At 65.5% G+C, this 19,300-nt stretch carries 13 protein-coding genes and 1 other RNA gene; 6 read left to right on the top strand and 8 right to left on the bottom strand.

The features are described from left to right. Positions 1–334: 334 nt before the first annotated feature. The 6 genes from VC212_RS19440 to VC212_RS19415 form a co-directional block, all read right to left on the bottom strand. Complete coding sequence (locus VC212_RS19440) at positions 335–1,393, bottom strand: LacI family DNA-binding transcriptional regulator (RefSeq protein WP_055853853.1); 1,059 nt, start codon at positions 1,391–1,393, stop codon at positions 335–337. Between the two features lie 141 nt (positions 1,394–1,534). Then, positions 1,535–3,118: a family 43 glycosylhydrolase gene (locus VC212_RS19435; protein ID WP_323526612.1), complete on the bottom strand. Its 1,584-nt coding sequence runs from the start codon at positions 3,116–3,118 to the stop codon at positions 1,535–1,537. Positions 3,119–3,217: 99 nt separating this feature from the next. Further along, positions 3,218–4,501, bottom strand: coding sequence for a TRAP transporter large permease (locus VC212_RS19430; protein WP_055853858.1), 1,284 nt, complete (start codon positions 4,499–4,501; stop codon positions 3,218–3,220). Further along, on the bottom strand, positions 4,501–5,022 hold the full coding sequence (locus VC212_RS19425; protein ID WP_323526611.1) for a TRAP transporter small permease subunit: 522 nt from the start codon (positions 5,020–5,022) through the stop codon (positions 4,501–4,503). Before VC212_RS19425 ends, VC212_RS19430 begins: the two co-directional genes overlap by 1 nt. A 10-nt stretch (positions 5,023–5,032) precedes the next feature. Then, on the bottom strand, positions 5,033–6,031 hold the full coding sequence (locus VC212_RS19420; protein WP_115526688.1) for a TRAP transporter substrate-binding protein: 999 nt from the start codon (positions 6,029–6,031) through the stop codon (positions 5,033–5,035). A 37-nt stretch (positions 6,032–6,068) separates the two neighbouring features. Next, the gene (locus VC212_RS19415) at positions 6,069–6,890 is read right to left on the bottom strand and encodes a 2-keto-4-pentenoate hydratase (protein ID WP_323526610.1); all 822 of its coding nucleotides are present in this window, start codon (positions 6,888–6,890) and stop codon (positions 6,069–6,071) included. Positions 6,891–7,028: 138 nt separating this feature from the next. Here VC212_RS19415 and VC212_RS19410 point away from each other — a divergent pair, with 138 nt between their 5' ends. Continuing rightward, positions 7,029–8,081 (top strand): alpha/beta hydrolase, encoded by a 1,053-nt coding sequence (locus tag VC212_RS19410; RefSeq protein ID WP_323526609.1) that lies wholly within the window; start codon positions 7,029–7,031, stop codon positions 8,079–8,081. Beyond that, the gene (locus VC212_RS19405) at positions 8,078–9,697 is read left to right on the top strand and encodes a carboxylesterase/lipase family protein (protein WP_323526608.1); all 1,620 of its coding nucleotides are present in this window, start codon (positions 8,078–8,080) and stop codon (positions 9,695–9,697) included. Before VC212_RS19410 ends, VC212_RS19405 begins: the two co-directional genes overlap by 4 nt. 150 nt (positions 9,698–9,847) lie before the next feature. Here the strand turns inward: VC212_RS19405 and VC212_RS19400 are convergent. Then, positions 9,848–9,922: non-coding RNA, sX9 sRNA (locus VC212_RS19400), on the bottom strand. Positions 9,923–10,003: 81 nt separating this feature from the next. Here VC212_RS19400 and VC212_RS19395 point away from each other — a divergent pair. The 4 genes from VC212_RS19395 (at position 10,004) to VC212_RS19380 (ending at position 16,027) form a co-directional block, all read left to right on the top strand. Continuing rightward, entirely contained in the window at positions 10,004–11,002 is a 999-nt protein-coding gene (locus VC212_RS19395) for a rhamnogalacturonan acetylesterase (protein WP_323526606.1), read from the top strand. A gap of 250 nt (positions 11,003–11,252) precedes the next feature. Beyond that, on the top strand, positions 11,253–14,336 hold the full coding sequence (locus VC212_RS19390) for a TonB-dependent receptor (protein WP_323526604.1): 3,084 nt from the start codon (positions 11,253–11,255) through the stop codon (positions 14,334–14,336). Between the two features lie 108 nt (positions 14,337–14,444). Then, entirely contained in the window at positions 14,445–15,020 is a 576-nt protein-coding gene (locus tag VC212_RS19385) for an RNA polymerase sigma factor (protein ID WP_055853873.1), read from the top strand. After that, positions 15,017–16,027, top strand: a complete 1,011-nt coding sequence (locus VC212_RS19380; protein WP_323526603.1) for a FecR domain-containing protein — start codon at positions 15,017–15,019, stop codon at positions 16,025–16,027. The genes VC212_RS19385 and VC212_RS19380 overlap by 4 nt, the downstream gene beginning before the upstream one ends. Positions 16,028–16,430: 403 nt before the next feature. Here the strand turns inward: VC212_RS19380 and VC212_RS19375 are convergent, their stop codons facing one another. Next, positions 16,431–19,256, bottom strand: a complete 2,826-nt coding sequence (locus VC212_RS19375; protein WP_323526602.1) for a pitrilysin family protein — start codon at positions 19,254–19,256, stop codon at positions 16,431–16,433. Positions 19,257–19,300: the final 44 nt, after the last annotated feature.

The following is a 19,300-nucleotide window of genomic DNA, read 5'->3' as shown; positions in this document are numbered from 1 at the left end:
GTTGTTCTCAGATGCCTGCCTGCCGCCGTTCCCTCACCCCAACCCCCGCTCCGCTCCGCGCCCCGGCCCGCGCTTGCAGCGCGGTCGCTCCAAGGCACGCGCGCCCGTGGCGCGCAAGCCGTGCCTTCTCGCCCCGCACGCAGGAGAGGGGCGTCGGGAGAGGGGCTTCACCGCAACGATCGGCGCACTACCTTCCCCCGCCTGCGGGGGAAGGTGCCCGAAGGGCGGATGGGGGCCAGCCGTTGGCAAGACAGCTGTTCTCACCTTGACCGGCACAACATCCTGCAAGGTGGAGCGGAAGGCCCGCGCCGCGTGGGATCCCAGCGCGCGGTGCTCAATCTTCCGGCGGTTGGCAGGAGTCGCGCACGATCAGATGCGGGCGCACGCTGGCGGTGGGCAATTGCGGGGCGTTGTCGGGCTGGATCAGCATGGCCGCGGCGGTGCGGCCGGTGTCGCGGGTGTGGCGACGCACCGAGGTCAGCGGTGGCCACAGGCGCGAAGCCAGCGAGCTGTCGTCGTAGCCGATCACCGAGAGCTGGCGCGGGATGTTGATGCCGGCGCGCAGCGCGACCTTGTAGATACCGGCGGCCATTTCGTCGTTACCGGTGAAGATGGCGGTGGGGCGCTTTTTCCCCAGCAGCAGCTTTTCGGCGGCGGCCACGCCGGATTCGAAGGTGTAGCCGGCTTCGACGATACGCTCGGACGGCAGTTCGATGCCGCGCCGGGTCAGCGCGTCGGCAAATCCCGAGGTGCGTTCGATCGACGAACGATAGGCGCTGGGGCCGGTGACCAGGGCGATATCGCGGTGACCGAGCGAGAGCAGGTAGTCGGCCGCCTCGGCGGCGCCATCGCGGTCGTGGGTGATCACCGTTTGCGAGGTGGTATCCAGCGCGACCGAGGCGATGCGGGTGTAGCGGCAGCCGATCTCGGCCAGCATATCGGCCAGCGCCTGATCTTCGGACGCGCGCGGCACCAGGATCACCCCGTGCAGCTTCTGCGCCTGGGCGAAACGACGCACGCCTTCGATGTAGCCGGGGCTACGGCTGTCGCAAGGGTGCACCACCAGCTCGAAACTGGAGCCGCGCAGCGCGTCCAGCGCGCCGTACTGCATGTCCACGATGTATTGCGCGGTGGGATTGTCGTAGACCATGCCGATCAGGAACGAGCGCCGGAACGCCAGCCCGCGCGCGAGCGGGTCGGGCGAGTAGCCAACCTCGCGCATCAACGCCTCGACCTTCTCGCGGGTGTCCTGCCGCACCAGCGGCGAGTTGTTGATGATCCGCGAAACGGTCTTCTTGGACACGCCCGACATCCGTGCGATGTCGTTGATCGTGGCTACCTTGCCCTTCGGCAGGCCGGGCATTCCCTCTTCAGGCATCTTGCGGGCGGGCATAGCGGTCAACCAGTGAAGTTGATTGGATTCTACCGGCCAGACGGCCGGCAGACCTGAGCGAAGCCTGCCGCCACCCCGGACCCGCCGCGCCAGGCACACCGCAGCGGCCATCGCGGCGGCATGCCCGGCGATGCAGAACGGTCAGTCCAGGGCGCGGTAGCGGAAGTTGCGGAACTCCACCTGGCCCGGGCCGGCGGCATACAGCGCCGGCTTCAATGCCAGGAACTTGCCGGCCACGTTGTGGTGGTAGCCGGACACTTCCATCTGCACCGGGTACTTGGTCCACGTCTTGCCGTCGGTGCTGCTGTGAATGGTGACGATGTGGCGGTTGTTGGTGACCCGCAGCCACAAGGTGCCACCGGTAGCACTGGGGGCCAGCGTGCCGGGGCGTTCTTCGCCGTAGCGGTGCATGACGAAGTTTTCGCCATTGCTGCCCACGCCGGCGTAGAGCTTGTCGCTGTAGAACAGCAGCGCCCCGCCCTGCCCGCCCGGTGCCACGGTCATCTGCACTTCGAACTGGTAGGCCTGGTCGGTGGCGATCACCGTCAGCGGCGAGGCGTTGCGCGGAGCGGTGCCCTTGCCCTGCAGGCGCAACACGCCATCGCCCACCTGCAGGCGCTTGGCTTCGTCGGCCGCCGGGTTGAAGAACGCCCACTGCGGGCCGAGCGTCTTGGCGCGGAAATCGTCCGACAGCGCCAGGCCGTGGGTCAGCGCCTGGCCGCTGGGTTTCTTCATCGGGGTGCCCAGATCGCCGCCCTTGGCGACGAACCAGCCGTCCGGGGTCCATTCGATCGGGTCCAGCAAGGCTTGCCGGCCCAACGTCCAGAAGCCGTGTTCGTAGCCGTGGTAGAGCATCCACCAACGCTTGTCGGTGCCCTCCACCAGGGTGGCGTGCCCACGCGACCACCACGGCTCGTCGGCGCTCTTGGTGCGGGTGATCGGGTTGTTGGGCGCGTTCTGCCACGGACCATGGATGGAACGCGAGCGCGCGGTGATCACCATGTGCCCGGTCGGCGGGCCGGCGGTGCCGCCCACGGCGGTGGTCATGTAGTACCAGCCGTTGTGGCGGGTGATCTTGGGGCCTTCCTGCGCGTAGCCTTCCACGTCCCAGCTTTCCGGGTACTTCCAGCCGTCGTAGACGTGCTTGGGCGTGCCGACCACGGTCAGGCCGTCGTCGGACAGCTGCACGTAATCGCCGCCGCTGAGGAACAGATACCGCTTGCCGTCTTCGCCCACCGCATGACCGGGGTCGATGTACTTGCCCAGGCCGATGTCGACTGGCTTGCTCCACGGGCCCTTGATGTCATCGGCCCACACCACGAAGTTGCTGCGCTCGCCCTGGTCGCCGCGACGGGCCGGGAAATAGATGTAATAGCGCTTGCCATGCTTGATCAGGTCCGGCGCCCAGATCGCACCGACGTTCTGGGTGATGGCGTGGCCCAGCGGCTGCCAGTTGACCAGATCGCGCGAATGCCAGATCGGCAGACCGGGATACGCGTCGAACGAGGACAGCGTGAGGTAATAATCGTCGCCATCCTTGAGCACCGACGGGTCGGGGTGATCGCCGGCCAGCACGGGGTTGAGGAAGGTGCCATTGCCTTGGTCGGCAATGCGCTGATGTTCGATACCGCGCTTCCAGTCGGCGGCCATGCTCAGGCCGGTGCACAGCACCAGCCCGGCGGCCAGCAGCCAACGCAAGCGCGCGGATGTCATACGGTGACGCATGCTTTCTCCTTGTCCCCGTCGCGCGGGGCGGTGCAGGGCCGGCGCCTAGATCGCCGGCTGCTGGATGAAGGCGGGAGACTCCCGCCAGCACCGACGCGCTTACGCGCGCAGTGCCCTCGGCAACCAGAGCGACAGCTCCGGGAAAAACGCCACGATCAACAGCACGCACAGCGCCGCCAGCCAGAACGGCCAGATGGTGCGCATGCTTTGGGCGATGGTGATCTGCCCGATGGAGGTGCCGATAAACAGCACCGACCCGATCGGCGGGGTGATCAGGCCAATACCGCCGGCCAGCACCATCACCAGACCGAAATGGATCGGGTCGATGCCGTAGGCCTTGACCACCGGCAGGAAGATCGGCGTGCAGATCAGGATCTTCGGCGCCAGGTCCATGAACATGCCCAGCAGCAGCAACATCACCACGATCATCAGCAGCACGGTGTTCTTGCCGTCGGCCACCGACTGCAGCAGTTTTACCGCCGCTGCCGGCACCTGCAGATACGCCAGCAACCAGCCGAACACCGCCGCTGTGGCGATCACGAACAGGATCACGCCAGTGGTCCGCGCAGCATGCGTGACGGCGGCGAAGAACTCGGCCCAGCGCAGCTGGCGATACAGCAATGCAGTGACGATCAACGCGTAGACCACAGCGATCGCGGCGCTTTCCACCGCGGTAAAGATGCCGGCGCGGATTCCGATGAAGATCAACGCCACCAGGCCCAGGCCCGGCAATGCACCGAACAGGCGCAAGGCCACCGCACGCCAGCCGGGGAACGGCTCGGTGCCGTAGCCGCGATGGCGCGCCACCACATAGCCGGTGACCATCATTGCCGCGGTCATCAGCAGCGCGGGGAAGATGCCGGCCGCAAACAGATCGGCAATCGACAGGCCGCCACCGGCTGCCGCCGAGAACAGGATCAGGTTGTGCGAGGGCGGCACCAACAGCGCCACCAACGCGGCGGTCATGCTCACGTTCACCGCGTAATCGCGGTCGTAACCGCGTTTGATCATCTGCGGAATCATGGTGCCGCCCACCGCCGACACGTCGGCGATGGCAGAGCCGGACACACCACCGAAGAACAGCGACGACAGCACGCTGACCTGACCCAGGCCGCCGCGCACGCGCCCGACCAACGAGGACGCCAGCGCGATCAAACGTTCGGAAATCCCGCCGCGCAGCATCAGCTCGCCGGCAAAGATAAACAGCGGAATCGCGATCAGCGATGCCGAGCCGCTGCCTGCAGAAATCTGCTGCACCAGCACCACCGTGGGCAGGTCCAGATACAGCAACGTGGCCAGTGCGGCCGCACCCAGTGCATAGGCGACCGGCACGCCGATCAGCAGCAGCACCACGAAGGTTCCCAACAACATGGCGATGCCCATCAGCGCACTCCTCCGGTGTGGATCGGGCGCAGCACACGCCACAACTTGTACAAGGCAAACACCACCATCAGCGCACCGCCAATGGACAACGGCAGGTAGTTGATGCTCTGCGGCATCTGCGCGCCGGCCATCTTGATGTCCAGGCCATCGATCAGCAGCGCCGCACTCCACCACGCCAGCACGGCGCCGATGGACATGATCATCAACGGGCGAATCAGATCGAACAGTTTGCGCACCAGCGGTGGCACATGGTCGCCCAGCAGGTAGAAGCCGAAGTGGCGATTGGTGTGCACACCGGCGGCGGCCGCCAGGCTCAGCGCGGTGCTCAGCAGCAACAGCGTCACCGGCTCGGTCCAGCTCGGGGAATTGTTGAGCACATAGCGGGTGAATACCTGCCAGCCCTGCACGACCACCAGGCCAAGCAGCGCCAGCGACGCCACGCCAATGGCAATATCGGAAACGCGGTCCAGCGCGCGCTGCAACGGCGCGGCCGGGACGGCGACGGTCTCGGGTACGGTCATCGGGATACCTCTATGCGAAATCGCGGATGCGGCGGTACAGCGCTTCGATCTCCGGCTGCTTGCGGTATTCGGCCAGCAGTGGGGCGGCGGCGGCGCGGAACGCCGGCATGTCAACCTGGTTGAGCTTCACGCCGTAATCGATCACCTGCTTGCGTGCGACCACCTCCGAGGCATCCCAGAGGTTGCGCATCACCGGCACCGACGCGCGCGCCAGTTCCACCACCAGGCCGCGATCGGCCGGGCTGAGCGATTCGAAGCTCTTGCGCGACATCACCAGAATGTCCGGCGCGTAGGAATGCTCGCTCTGCGACCAGTAGTGCGCCGCTTCGAAATGACGGCTGGACTGGAAGCTGCGCATGTTGTTTTCCGCACCATCGATCATGTGCGTTTCCATCGCCGAAAACGTCTCGCCCAACGACATCGGCGTGGGGTTGGCGCCCAGCATGCGCATCAGCTTGAGAAAGATATCCGACGAGGCCACACGCAATTTCAGGCCCTTGAGATCTTCCGGGCGATGCAGCGGATGCTTGGTGTTGTAGAAGCAGCGCGCGCCCGAATCGTAGATCGCAAGACCCACCAGATCGCGCTGTTCGAAGCTGCGCAGAACGCTGTCGCCGACATGGCCGTCGATGGCGCGGCGCAGATGCGGCACCGAGTCGAACACGTACGGCAGGCACAGCGCCTGGGTCAGCGGAAAAGCGTTGTTCAACGCACCCGAATACACGCGGGTGATGTCGATGGCGCCGAAGCGCGCCATGTCGATCGCCTCCGACTCGCGGCCCAGCTGGCCGGAGTGGTACTGGCGCAGTTTGAGCCGGCCATTGGTGCGCGCTTCGAGCTGTTTGCCGAACCACCGCACCGCCTCCACGGTGGGGTAATCGCCGACATGGACGTCGGTGGCGGTGAGCAACTGCCCGCCGGGAATCGGTGTGGTGGCGCCAGCGCCCAGCCAAGGAGCGGCTGCGGCGGCGCCAAACCCGGCACCGAGGAAATGTCTGCGTGTGATCATTGGCGCCCTCCCAAGCGTCTGGTCACGGGGTCCACCGTTAGTTGGCGGACACAGCCGTACAGGAAATGTCGCCGATGCCGGCGAAGCGAATCAGGGCACGCTGTCCCACTTCGATGTCATGGATACCGGTGGCATTGCCCGTGGCAATGAGATCACCGCGCTTGAGCGGACGTCCGCGCTGAGCCGAACGGCTGAGCGCAAATGCGTAGGCCGCGCGCAATCCGCCGGGCAGCGTGGTGGCGCCGCCAGTGCCGACGACCTGGTCGTCGATCAGGGTTTCGGCGCTCAGCGTGGCTTCGTCGCGGGCCAGCCAATCGGTCACTTCCGGGCCCAGAATCAGCCCGTTGTTGTTGCCGAAATCGGAAATCACCACACGCGGGCCCAGCTTGTTGATGGTCGCCAGCGGGCTGCTGGCAATCTCCACGCCAATGAACAGCGTGGCTGGCAACTGTGCAGCCTGCTCCGGGGTGAAGTGGCTCTGCTCGGCCGGCGCGTCGGCATCCAGACGCAGCACGTACTCGGCCTCGACCGCACCGAAGCCGCCTTCGTAGATCGGAAACTCGGTTGTTCCACCGGTAGCATTCCAGAGCTTCTTCGAGAAGATCGGGCCGAGCAGACGCTCATCGCCGGAGGCATCGCGGCGTTCTGCAGCGATATAGCCCACTTTCCAGCCGACCACATGGTCGTGCCACTGGCTGATGGCGATGTCCTGCACCTGGTAGGCGGTGACCAGATCGTCGGGGATTTGCCCGGGAAAGTCGGGAAGCGAGGCCCCTGCACGGCGTGCCTCCACAAAGCGCTGGGCGATGTCGGACAGCGTGGATGTGGACGTTGGCGGGGTGGCGGCGTCGTTGCTCAAGGGTGACTCCCTGATAGGTGTTTTGTTGCACTGCCAATCGACAGCGGCACGGTGTGCTGTATATGGTAAACCGGTGTCATTGGCAATGTGCAGTGCGACATTGTGACCGCGATACCGAAGTGGCCCTGGGAGGGGTAGATGCAGCAGACACGCCAAAAACCTAGTGGAAACCGGGCATTGCAGGCCCTGCGCCGCTGCCTGACAGTGACCGTCGCCGCTCTGGCACTGGCCAGTGTGCCGGCCTGGTCGGCAGAACGCGCCAGCGCCGATACCGCCGCCGAACAGGCCAGCCGGATCGCCCTCTGGCCGCAGCCAATGGCACCGGGAGACACGCCGTTGCCGCAGCCGCAGCGCATCGTGGACCGCAGCAGCGATGCCGCCCCGCCCGACCGCTATATCCAGAACATCGGCCAGCCCTATCTGGTGGTCTACCGCCCCAAGCGGCCCAACGGCACCGCGCTGTTGGTCACGCCCGGCGGCGGCTATCAGCGCATCGTGCTGGACAACGAAGGTAGCGCGCTGGTGCCCAGCTTCGTCGACCAGGCCGGCATCACCTTGTTCGTGCTGCGCTACCGGCTGCCCGGCGAAGGCCACCCGAATGGCGCCGACGTGCCGCTGGCCGATGCGCAACGCGCGCTGCGGCTGATCCGCGCCAATGCGGGCCGCTACGGCATCGATGCGCAGCGGGTCGGGGTGATGGGGTTTTCGGCCGGCGGCCACGTCGCCGCCAGCCTGGACACGCGGTATGCCGCGCAGGTGTACCCGGCGCAGGACGCCGCCGATGCGCTGAGCGCGCGGCCGGACTTCGCGTTGCTGATCTACCCGGTGATCGACATGGACAGCGCCAATGCGCACATGGGCTCGCGCGAGCGCTTGCTCGGCAAGACGCCCAGCGCTGCGCAGGTGAGTGCGTATTCGCCGCAGTTGCACGTGGACGCGCGCACCCCGCCGACATTCTTGCTGCACGCGCAGGACGACACCGTGGTGTCGGTGCGTAACAGCTTGCTGATGCACGACGCATTGCTGCGCGCCGGCGTGCCCAGCGAGCTGCATGTTTTTCCGCAGGGCGGGCATGGCTTCGGCACCGCGGCCACCACCGGGTTGACGGTGGCGGCGTGGCCGCAGCTGGCGCAGGCGTGGATTGCGCACGTCAGCAAGCCACCGGCTGCGGCGCAGGACGCGGCGCGATGACGGCGCCATCCACGCCCGACGTGCGTCGACGCACGCTGCTGCGCAGTGGATTGCTCGTCAGTGCTGCCGTCGCGTTACCCGGTGTCGTCAGTGCCGTAGCGCCACCGCCGCGCGATGACAGCGCACCGCTGGCACAGGTGCGTAGCGGTGCACTGCGCGGGTATCGCGAGCAGGGCATCTGCGTGTTCAAGGGCATCCCGTACGGCGGCGACACCGCGGCGCGGCGCTTCCAGGCGCCCGTGCCGGAGACAGCGTGGACCGGCGTGCGCGATGCCACCGGCTTCGGCGCCGCCGCCCCGCAACCCAAGGCCAGCGAACCCACCAGCGAGGACTGCCTGTTCCTCAATGTCTGGACGCCCGGCCTGCGCGATGGCGGCAGGCGGCCGATCCTGTTCTATATCCATGGCGGCGGCTACACCACCGGCTCCGGCAGCGACCCGCTGTACGACGGCGTGCGGCTGTGCCGGCGCGGCGATGTGGTGGTGGTCACCGTCAACCACCGGCTCAACCTGTTCGGCTATCTGTCGCTGGCGCAGCTGGGCGATGCCAGCGTTGCCGATTCCGGGAATGCCGGGCAGCTGGATCTGATCCAGGCGCTGCACTGGGTGCGCCAGCACGCGGCCGAATTCGGCGGCGATGCCGGCAATGTCACCGTGTTCGGTCAATCCGGCGGCGGCGCCAAGATCGCCACGCTGATGGCCATGCCCGCCGCGCGCGGCCTGTTCCATCGCGCCTGGACCATGAGCGGGCAGCAGGTCACCGCGGCCGGGCCGCGCGCGGCCACCCAGCGCGCGCAATTGCTGCTGGAGGCGCTGAAGATTGCGCCGGCCGATCTCGCACGCCTGCGCAGCGTGCCGGTGGCGCAGCTGCTGGCCGCCGCGCAGGTGCGCGACCCGTCGCGGGTGGAAAACAGCGCGTTGTATTTCGGCCCGGTGCTGGATGCGCGCAACCTGCCGGTGCATCCGTTCTGGCCCACCGCACCGTTGCAGTCGGCGACGATTCCGATGGTGATCGGCAATACCCGCGACGAGACGCGCGCGTTTCTCGGCAACGATGCGGCCAACTTTGCACTCACCTGGGACACGCTGCCGGCCAAGCTGGAAGCGCAGCAATACGTGGACCTGTTGCCGCAGGTGGTGATCGCCGAATACCGCCGCCTGTATCCGCATTACTCGCCATCGGAGGTGTTCTTTGCCGCCACTACCGCCGGGCGCTCGTGGCGCGGCGCAGTGGAAGAAGCCGAAGCGCGCGCACGCCAGGGCGCACCGACCTGGGTGTATCAACTGGACTGGGGCTCGCCGCTGGACGGCGGCAAGTTCGGCGCCTTCCACACGCTGGATATTCCGCTGGTGTTCGACACCATCGGCCAGCCCGGTTCGCGCACCGGCGACAGCGCCGATGCGCAGCGCATGGCCGACCAGATGAGCGCTGCGTTGATCGCGTTCGCGCGGCATGGCGACCCCACGCATCGCGGCGCCCCGCGCTGGCGGCAGTATTCGTTGCAGCGCCGCGAGACGTTGCTGTTCGATGTGCCGAGCCGGATGGAAAACGACCCGCGCGGTGGCGAACGTCGGCTGTATCAGCAAGCGCCGTTTATTCAACGTGGCACGTTCTGAGCGCTTGTTCTATTGAGCGACGAACAGCACGTGGCAGGCAGTCGCCATTCGGGCTCTTATGGCGCTCTCGGTACACCGGGATCCGAGCGATACAGACCGACGCGGGCACCGGCCGCACGCTTGCTGCGATCGCGCAGCAGCATTTAGAGCGGCCAATCAATCGTAGCGAGCAGGTGTCAGGTGGGTGTGGACGGCGCGGAGGAACCGGAGTGTCCGCGTGGCAATCCGCACCGCGCACCAGCTCCGCCCACCTGGCGGTGAGCACAGTCGGTTTGTCAGCTGCACTTATTCGATCTGAGGTGATCCATGCGTAGGTATTCCGTTGCTCCATCCATGCTGCTGACTGCGCTGGCAGTTGCCTGCCTTGCGTTCGCTGATGCCACCGCTGCCGCCGTGGTCGACACGTCGCTCGCCTCCACGGCATCCGCCACCAACAGCGCAAACAGCAGCGCACCGGCCGCGACACGGCCGCTTGCCGCCAGCAAGATCGTGCTGGTGGGCGATTCCACCACCGCCGTGCAAGGCGGCTGGGGCCCGAGCTTCTGCGCGCAGCATGTGACCTCGTTCCTGAGCTGCCTCAACCTGGCACGCGGGGGACGCAGCACCTCCAACTATCGCGCCGAAGGCTCGTGGGACATCGCGCTGAAGGAGCTGCGCAGCGGCGGCTATCAACAGGTAATCGTGTTGATCCAGTTCGGTCACAACGATCAGCCCGGCAAGCCGGGGCGCTCCACCGACTTGGCCAGCGAATTCCCGGCCAACCTGCGCCGCTACGTGGCCGAAGCGCGCGCCGCCGGCGCGGTGCCGGTGCTGGTGACGCCGCTGACGCGGCGGCAGTTCGAGGCCGGCCAGTTGGTGGATGATCTGGGCCCCTGGGCGCAGGCCACGCGTGCGGTCGCGCGCGAACTGAAGGTGCCATTGGTGGATCTGCATGCGCGCAGCCGCGCCCTGGTGCAGGGCATGGGGCCGGTGCTGGCGATGCGGCTGGCGCAGCGCCCCGCCGAGCCGGCGCAGATCGTCGCCGCGCAATCGGGCACCACCATCGGCAAAACACCGGCGCAGACGGTTGCGCCATCTCCGGCGTCTGCGTCTGCGTCAACCTCAGCGTCAGCGTCGAAGAACACAGCCACGATCAACCCCGCTGCCACGGCCCAGGACAACGCCAGCGCCGAGCCGATGGGCCAGGCCAAGCTCGCGTTCGACTACACCCATCTCGGCCCGGACGGCGAGGAGTTGTTCGCCGCCATCGTGGCCGACGAGTTGGCGCAGCAGCTGCCTGCGCTGCGGCCGTTGTTGATTCCCTAGAGCGTGTCACGCAGTTGCCGACCGAGCGGCAACGCGGTAGTTGCAGACGAAATGGATAATTCGCATGCGATTGTCATGCGAATGTAAGGAAGTGTGATGGTGGTTCGTCGGGTCTAGTACGACTGCAACCGCACCTAGGTCAGCGGATGGTCCACGCGCGGCAAGGTTCCACTTCTCACTCGGGGCAAGACTCATGCGATCAGGTGTTCCCGTCGTACCTTACGTGGCCTGTGCCACGTGTGTGGCCGTCATGGTGGTGTCGGGCGCCGCAGCGGCCCAGTCGCACACCTTCGAGGTGGCGGCCCAGCCGGCGCAAAGCGGCATCCGCGCCTTCGGCCAACAAGCCGATGCACAGATCCTGATCAGCGAAAAAACCGCCGCAGCGGTCGACACCGCAGAAGTGAAAGGCACTTACGAGGTCGAGCATGGACTGGACGTACTGCTGAGCGGCACCCGTCTCAGCTGGCAGCGCACCGGCCCCAACAGCTTCTCGATCGTGGAAAGGAAGTTCCGCGAAGACACCGTCGCCCTGCCCGAAATTACGGTGCAAGGACGCCGGGAGTGGACGCTCAACACGGGCATCAGCCGCTCCGAGGATGACAGTCAGCCCTTCGTGGTGATCGATGGCGAGACCATCCGACGCTCCGGTGCCCCCAATCTCGAAACGTTTCTGCGTAACCAGCTCAGCGTCAATGCATCGCCAGGCACCTCCGACCAGGGAGGCGCATTTGAGACCCGTAACGTCAGCTCTATCAATCTGCGTGGACTGGGCGAACGCGAAACGCTGATCCTGGTCGACGGGCGCCGCATCGCCGGCACCACCAACAGCGACGGCAGCCTGGGTCAGCCGTCGCTGTCCGGCATTCCGATGGCGGCGATCGAGCGAATCGAGGTCCTGGCGTCCTCTGCTTCCGGCATCTACGGCAACGGTGCCACTGGCGGGGCGATCAACATCATCATGCGCCGCGATTACGCCGGCAGCGAACTGTCCAGCACCTACAACAACACGTTCGACGGCGGCGGATCAGGCCGGCGCTTCGATCTGACCGGCGGCCGCTCGCTGCAGGATGGACGCACCAACATCACCTTCAATGCAAGCTGGTCCACCGCCAGCCCGATCATGAATCGCGACCGCTCTGCGCTATTGCTGGACAGCAAACGCCGCGGACTTGCCAACAATCCCAACTACTACAGGTTCGCTTCGCCGCTGGGCAACACACCCAATATCCGCTCAACCGACACGCGCAACCCGCTGCAGCTGGATCCGGAATACGGCGGCGCCACCCTCCCCTCGTTCTATACCCACGTGCCAGATGGCTATCGCGGTTTGGCCCAGGACGGGGTGAACCCGCTGATTGCCAACGCCGGCACCTATCAACTCGACTTGTCCACGACCGACGCACGCGACGGTGGCCAGCGCGAACTAATCTTCGGCACCGAACAACAGGCCGCCTCGATTGCGCTGCGTCATGACGTCACCGATTGGTTGAAGCTCTACGCGGAGGCCAGCATGACCCGTGCGGTCAGCAAGGCACGCCGCAACTCGATTCCCAACGATCTGGTACTGGCCGCCGATGCGCCAAACAATCCGTTCGCGCAGGATGTCACGGTCACGGTGCCGTTTTCCGGGGGAAACTCCGTGGTCAACGAGAACATCGCGCAGACCTACCGCGGTGTGTTCGGCGCCATCATGCAGCTGCCCGCCAGCTGGCAGGCGGTGATCGATGTCTCGCGCAGCCAGAGCCGCTTGCGCAACGACGACTTCCCTACCGAGGTCGCCCAGGACACCCTCAACACGTTCCGCAACGGCGAACAGGACATCCTGCGCGACGTGCGGCTTGCGCCCAATTTCAACTATGCCTACGAAAACGTGCCTTACGGATCCAGGCAGACGCCCACGCGCAACGACCTGACGGTCGCCTCGTTACGCCTGGCAGGCCCGATCCCGTTCAAGTTGCCGGGCGGCGAACCGACCGCCACGGTCAGCCTGGAGCGCACGCTGCAGAAGCAGGCCGAAAGCATGAACGCACAAAACAGTGCCACCCAGTCGTTGGTCAATATCTCGGCGCCCGGCCGCGAGCAGGTCGACTCGGCCTATGCCGAAATCAACCTGCCGCTGATTGGCAGCGACAACAAGATCCCGCTGGTACGCGAGCTGTTGTTGACCATCGCCGGCAGGTACGAGCGCTCCGAAGAGACCGGCTCACCCAATGCCAACTGCCTGTTCATAGACGGGCCGCTGCCGAGCCTGGACATTCGCTCGCTGTGTCCGCCGTCGCAGCCAGCCTCCAGTGCACGCAATGCCCATTTCAATCCAACCTACAGCGCGCGCTGGCGGATCATCGACAGCATCACCCTGCGCGGCTCCTATGCAACCGGCTATCTGACTCCCAAGCTCAACGAACTGCTCAAGATCAGCAATCCGTTGCTGGTCGTCAGTGCCACCGATCCGCAGCGTGGCAATGAGCAGATCGGATTGCCGAGCCCGCTCTTTCCTGGTTCCTACTACCTCACCGGCTTCAGTGGCGGCAATCCCGATGCCCGGCCGGAAACATCCAAGACCTTCACTGCGGGCATCATCGTGGAGCCCACGTTTGCAGACGGGCTGCGCATGTCGCTGGACTGGACCCGGATCACCAAACGCGACAACTACTACGACCCACTCGAACTGCTGACCCCGGATGGCAACCCGCAGGTGCAGCGTTCCTTCGAAAGCTTCCTGAGCCGCTACCCTGGTCGCGTCACCCGTGGGCCAGCATCGGACGGCTACGCAGTCGGGCCGATCGAGACAATCGACGCTTCGCTGGCCAATCTGGTTGGCTCGGCCAGCGAGTCCTACGATCTTGCGGCCAGTTATTCGCATGATCTGTTCGGCGGCCAGATCGGTGTCGGCCTCAACGCGACCTATGTGGATAGCTTGACCCAACAGAAGGTGCCCGGCGGTGCCAATACCAACTATGCCGGCGTCATCGGTGCCGACTTCTTGTCGCGCCTGAGCGGCATTGGTGGGCTCAGGTGGAAAGGATCCGGCCGAGTGGAGTGGACCGGTACGCATCTGGGACTGTCCTGGCAAGCCAGATACTTCGACTCCTACCATCTCAACGAAACCAGGACGGTTGAATTCAGTCAGGGTGCGGCCAAGATCCCCAAACAGATCTACCACGACGTCTCCGGATCCTATGCATTTGCTGACGGCACCACGCTGCGTCTGGGCATCAACAATGTCCTCAACAAGCGTCCGCCGGTCGATTCGGTTTCGCCAGCACGGTATTACAGCACCTTCGGCGACCCGCGGTTGGCAAGCTATTATCTGACGCTGATCAAGAGTTTCTGACGCGGCAAGATTCATCAGGGGACGGGCCGCGCAGGATTCGACCTGGGGCCATTCGAGCGTATCGGCAGGTCATGCAGTGCGGAGAGTGTCGTAGACGAAACCCGTCCAATGAACGAACGCCGGTCGACGAGCGAGATCGAACGCACGCGGTTAACGCGCTGGGTGGCGAGGGAGATCGTGCCCCACGAGGCGGCGATCCGCAGCTGGCTGCGCCAGCGTGGTCTGAGCCCGGAGGATGTCGACGATCTCGTGCAGGAGGCATATGCCAAACTGGCCGGTCTGCGTCATGCCGAGCAGATCGACAGTCCGGGGGCTTATTTCTTTCAGACGGTGCGTTACCTGATGATCGATCAGATTCGGCGCGCGCGCGTCGTGCGCATCGATGCGGTCGGACAGATTGCCGACCTGCCATGCCATGTCGACGAACTGGATCCCGAGCGCGTTACCAACGACAGACATGAGCTTGATCGTGTGCTCCGATTGATCGAAGCCCTGCCCGAGCGTTGCCGGGCAATCATCAAGATGCGCAAGATTCAGGGCTTGTCACAGCGCGACATCGCCGCCCAGTTGGGAGTCAGCGAAAGCATCGTGGAAAATGACGCGGTCAAGGGCATGTTGCTGCTGACGCGGGCGCTGCAGAGCGACCCCGAACAGACGCAGCCGGTACGAAGGTGGCGAAAATGAGCACCCGTCAAAACGCGCAGGAGATCGAACAGCAGGCCATGCATTGGGTGCTGCGCCTGGATCGCGAGGGGCGTACGCCGGCAGTGTGCGAGGAACTGGAGCAATGGCTGGGGGGGGATGTCCGCCGCCGCGGCGCCTTGCTCAAGGCCGAGGCAACCTGGTGCACGCTGGACGCACTGGCAGAAACCAGCGATGCCGCTTTCCGCCACGTGCCATCGCCTGCACCGAAGTCCGTTCCGTCGCGGGCGCCACGCCGTGCGCGCTGGCCCATGGTCGTCGGTGCATGCGCGGCAGTCGCCATCGCCGTTGTTGGTCTGTCGGTCCTGCTCCCGCGCGGTGAGCAGTACCAGACGGCCATTGGCGAAGTCCGCCGGGTGCCGCTGGCCGACCGCTCGACCATGGCCATCAACACCGCCAGCAAGGTCAGGGTCGCCTATATCCAGGAACTGCGCGCCATCTCGCTAGAGCAGGGCGAAGCCTGGTTTCGGGTCGCAAAGAACAAGCAACGTCCGTTCGTGGTGTCGGCAGGGCCGGTCCGGGTCGAAGCAGTCGGCACCGCGTTTTCGGTGCGGCGGCACAGCGACGGTGCCGATGTCATGGTGACCGAGGGCGTCGTGCGCGTGTGGGTGGTGGGCGCCGAACCGCGCGCGGTGGCATTGTCCGCCGGCTCGGCGTTGTTCATCGCCGATACCGCCGTTATTCGACAGGAGCCAGAGATCGCCGCGCCGGTCATCGAGCGCAAGCTGGCGTGGCGTGCAGGCAGGCTGGATCTATCGGGAGAGACGCTGGCCGAAGCGGTTGCCGAATTCAATCGTTACAGTCCGACCCCGATTGTCGTCGCGCAACCGCAGGTCGCGCAAAAACGTCTGTTCGGCGTGTTTCGTCTGGACGATCCGGAAGGCTTCGCCCGCACGGCAGCCATCACGCTGGGCGCGTCGATCAAGCGCCGCGACCACACCATCGTCATCACCGACGGCCGCGAAGTCGACCAACCGAACGTCCAGTAGTGCACCGGCTTGGCGTGAGAGACGGCACGGTCGCAGCGCCCGGATCGCGCTGATGCATTGGTGCGATCGCCACACGCTGGCGCAACGGCCAACTCCTGCGCGCATCGCACAGGCCGCCTCGGCGGCCCATCCACTGTCTCGCACCGCCATGCAATGACGGTGACGGTGACGGTGACGGTCATCGCAACAGGCAACAGGACGCTCGCCGACGTGTCGTGGTGAATGGTGAGCATAGGTCGGCGCCGTCGATTCGACCTGCCAGCTGTGGTCGGTTCGCATGCACACCAACACCGCCACCCACCCATCGCTGCCCTGCGTGGGATGCCATGGCCTCGCCGTTCGGGGCATGCACTGACTGCTGCGGTGATCGCCGGCCGAGTCGGGCGGCGATCACCGGTGCGCATCAAGGTTGCGCAGCGACGTCCGAATCGGCAGGCACCAGTTTGATCGGCAGGCCGAGCGTTTCCAACTGCGGCTTGACCTTGGCCGCGTCGGCGACCACGACCCAGACCAGCTTGGACGGATCGACCACCGCACCGATTGCCCCACGGGCATCGGCGAGTGTGAGCGCGCGGTAGCGGCTTGTCTGACGGTTGTCGTAATCGTCGGGGCGCTGGAAGATGTCGTTGGAACGCATCGCATCGAGAATCGACTTGGAGGTTGCGAACTCGCCCGGTAGCGCATGCACGCGGCTGTCCACTGCCAACTCGAACTCGGCCTGGGTCATCGGCTGACTGCCCACGTAAGCCTGGATGATCTCGCGGATGGTGCTGATCGAGGCGCCGGTCTTGTCCGACTGCACCGGAGCGACGACGGAATAGCTGATCGAATGCGCCGGCGTGCGAAAGCCTGCACGGACGCCGTACGTCCAGTTCTTGCGCTCGCGCAGGTCTGCATTGAGGCGGCTGAGGATGCCGCCACCCAGGCCATCGTTGGCCACTTCCAATGCGGTGAGCTCGTCGGTCCCCTTCAAGGCGGTGTACTGCCCGGCCAGAATCATCGCTTGCGCCGAGTCCGGGCGATCGATCAGCACAATCTGCGGCGCGGCAGGGCGTGGCGCTGCCGAGAAATCCTTCACTCCAGCCGTCCCGGTCGACCGCCAGTCGCCGAGGCTACGCTCGAGCATCGGCTGGATCTCGGCAAGCGGGCGGGCGCTGACCACAAACACTTTGGCCTTGTCAGGCCGAAACCAGGCACGCTGAAATGCAAGCAGATCACTGCGGCGCAATGCGGCAAGCACCTTTGCATCTCCGGTTCCCTTGTCTTTGGCGTAGGGCGATGCCGGGTTGATCAGTTGCAGCATTGCGGCGCTGCCAAGCGACTGTGGGTCGGTGGCTTCCTGCGCGATGCCAGCCAGCAAGGTTCTGCGCTGCAGTTCGATTTCGGCCGGGACAAGCGCGGGATTGCGGGTCATGTCCGACAGCAGGTCGATCGCCGGTGCCAAATTGCCGCCAGGCGCAACCACCGTCAGACTGGTCCGGTCTCTGGAGCTGCCGGTCGCGATTTGCGCACCCAACCGTTCCAGAGCGCTGGCAAATTCTTTCTGGCTGCGCGTACCGGTCCCCTGCTGCAACAGCGACAGCAGCAGATTCTGGGTACCGATTGCATCCTGCGGGTCGGCCGCAATGCCTGCATCCAGTTCGATGGAGGCATAGCTCATCGGGCTGGAGCTGCGTTGCGCGTAGATCACTTCGATCCCGTTGGACAGTCGCGCGTGTTCGACCTTGGGAAAGGCCAGGTCGGTGAAGGTGCCGATCGCCGGTAACGGACCACGCGTGCCGACCACCGCTGCAGCATCTGCGGTCTTTTTCGGTGCAGGCGCGCGCTCGCTGGCCTGCGACTCTTCGTAGCCCACGCGTGGACCCGGTGCCAACGTCAATGCGTAGACCGGGCGAGCCAGCCATTGCGCTGCCGCAGCGCGCACCTGCGCTGGCGTCTGCGCGGCAAGCGCAACGGCGCGCTCTTTCAGATAGCCCGGCCCCTGATCCAGCAGGCTGCCGTCGGCCAGCGCGTAGCCACGACTGGAGACCGAATCCAGCCCGCTGATGGCGCTGGTGAGATCCATCGTGACGTAGCGCTGCAGCGCATCGACGCTGGGGCCGTCGCGCAGGAACGCAGCAACCACCTCATCCAGGCGTCGGCCTGCGCGTACCGGATCGACACCCTCAGCCACTTCGCCGGAGACGACGAACATGCCGCCTTGATCGTACAAATTGACGCTTGCAGCGGCACCGGTGAACAATTTTTCGCCACGGACCAGAACCTCCTGCAGCGGCGATGTCGCGAGCGCTCCCATCACGCCGGCAGCGGCCTCTAACGGGATCGAACGTGGATCGTTGCGTCCCGGAATCGTCCACACGCGGATGATCGAGGTGGCCGAGACCCGATCTGTCATGGTCTCGTCCAGACGTTTGGGCAACGATGGAATCGGCGCGACCGGCCGCTGCGCGCGCGGGCCGGAAGGAATGTCGCCGAAGTACTTGACCATCAACTGGCGCGCGGTGGCCGTATCGATATCGCCGGCCAGCGTGACCGTGGCGTTGTTGGGGCCGTAGTGGTTGCGAAACCATGCCTTGACGTCGTCGAGGGTGGCCGCATCCAGATCGGCCATCGAGCCGATGACGCTGTGACCATAGGGATGCCCGCCCGGAAACAGCCGCTCGGTCAGGCGATACTCGACCAAGCCACCGGGTTCGTTGTCGCCCTGGCGCTTCTCGTTCTTGACCACGCCACGCTGTTCATCGAGCCTGACCTGGGAGATCGCGCCGAGCAGATGTCCCATGCGATCGCTCTCCATGAACAACGCCCGTTCTAGCGCGGGCGTGGGCACGGTTTCGTAATAGCTGGTTTTGTCGCTCTGGGTCATGCCGTTCTGGGCGGTGGCACCGGCCACCTTGAGCGGAGCGAAGAAATCGCCAGGCGCGTTTTCGCTGCCGCTGAACATCAGGTGTTCGAACAAGTGCGCAAAGCCGCTGCGACCGGCCGGCTCATGCTTGGCGCCAACGTCGTAGATGACGTTGACCGAGACCAGCTTGACGCTACGGTCGGTGTGCACGATCACCCGCAAGCCGTTGTCCAGGGTGAACGTTTCGAAGGGAATGTCCGCCGAGCGCACCAGCGCTGCGAGCGACGTCGGCGTAGGTGGCGCAGCAACCGCGCATTGGGCGATACCGAACGCAATCACCGCAATGCCGGCGACGACGCAGGTTGTGACGTTTCTTGGGTTCATTGTGCAAGGATTCCCATGGCAAAAAGCGACGCTGCGTCGGACGA

The organism is Xanthomonas sp. WHRI 8932A (genome assembly GCF_035012785.1).
Classification (GTDB): domain Bacteria; phylum Pseudomonadota; class Gammaproteobacteria; order Xanthomonadales; family Xanthomonadaceae; genus Xanthomonas.
The sequence above is the reverse complement of the archived record's forward strand: the minus strand, read 5'-3'. Positions and strand labels throughout refer to the sequence as shown.

Excerpts from the sequence above, each read along its gene's own strand:
- VC212_RS19440 (WP_055853853.1), bottom strand. The coding sequence starts at position 1,393 with ATGCCCGCCCGCAAGATGCCTGAAGAGGGAATGCCCGGCCTGCCGAAG.
- VC212_RS19425 (WP_323526611.1), bottom strand. The coding sequence starts at position 5,022 with ATGACCGTACCCGAGACCGTCGCCGTCCCGGCCGCGCCGTTGCAGCGC.
- VC212_RS19435 (WP_323526612.1), bottom strand. The coding sequence starts at position 3,118 with ATGCGTCACCGTATGACATCCGCGCGCTTGCGTTGGCTGCTGGCCGCC.
- VC212_RS19375 (WP_323526602.1), bottom strand. The coding sequence starts at position 19,256 with ATGAACCCAAGAAACGTCACAACCTGCGTCGTCGCCGGCATTGCGGTG.
- VC212_RS19380 (WP_323526603.1), top strand. The coding sequence starts at position 15,017 with ATGAGCACCCGTCAAAACGCGCAGGAGATCGAACAGCAGGCCATGCAT.
- VC212_RS19395 (WP_323526606.1), top strand. The coding sequence starts at position 10,004 with ATGCGTAGGTATTCCGTTGCTCCATCCATGCTGCTGACTGCGCTGGCA.
- VC212_RS19390 (WP_323526604.1), top strand. The coding sequence starts at position 11,253 with ATGGTGGTGTCGGGCGCCGCAGCGGCCCAGTCGCACACCTTCGAGGTG.
- VC212_RS19430 (WP_055853858.1), bottom strand. The coding sequence starts at position 4,501 with ATGGGCATCGCCATGTTGTTGGGAACCTTCGTGGTGCTGCTGCTGATC.
- VC212_RS19420 (WP_115526688.1), bottom strand. The coding sequence starts at position 6,031 with ATGATCACACGCAGACATTTCCTCGGTGCCGGGTTTGGCGCCGCCGCA.
- VC212_RS19385 (WP_055853873.1), top strand. The coding sequence starts at position 14,445 with ATGAACGAACGCCGGTCGACGAGCGAGATCGAACGCACGCGGTTAACG.
- VC212_RS19410 (WP_323526609.1), top strand. The coding sequence starts at position 7,029 with ATGCAGCAGACACGCCAAAAACCTAGTGGAAACCGGGCATTGCAGGCC.
- VC212_RS19405 (WP_323526608.1), top strand. The coding sequence starts at position 8,078 with ATGACGGCGCCATCCACGCCCGACGTGCGTCGACGCACGCTGCTGCGC.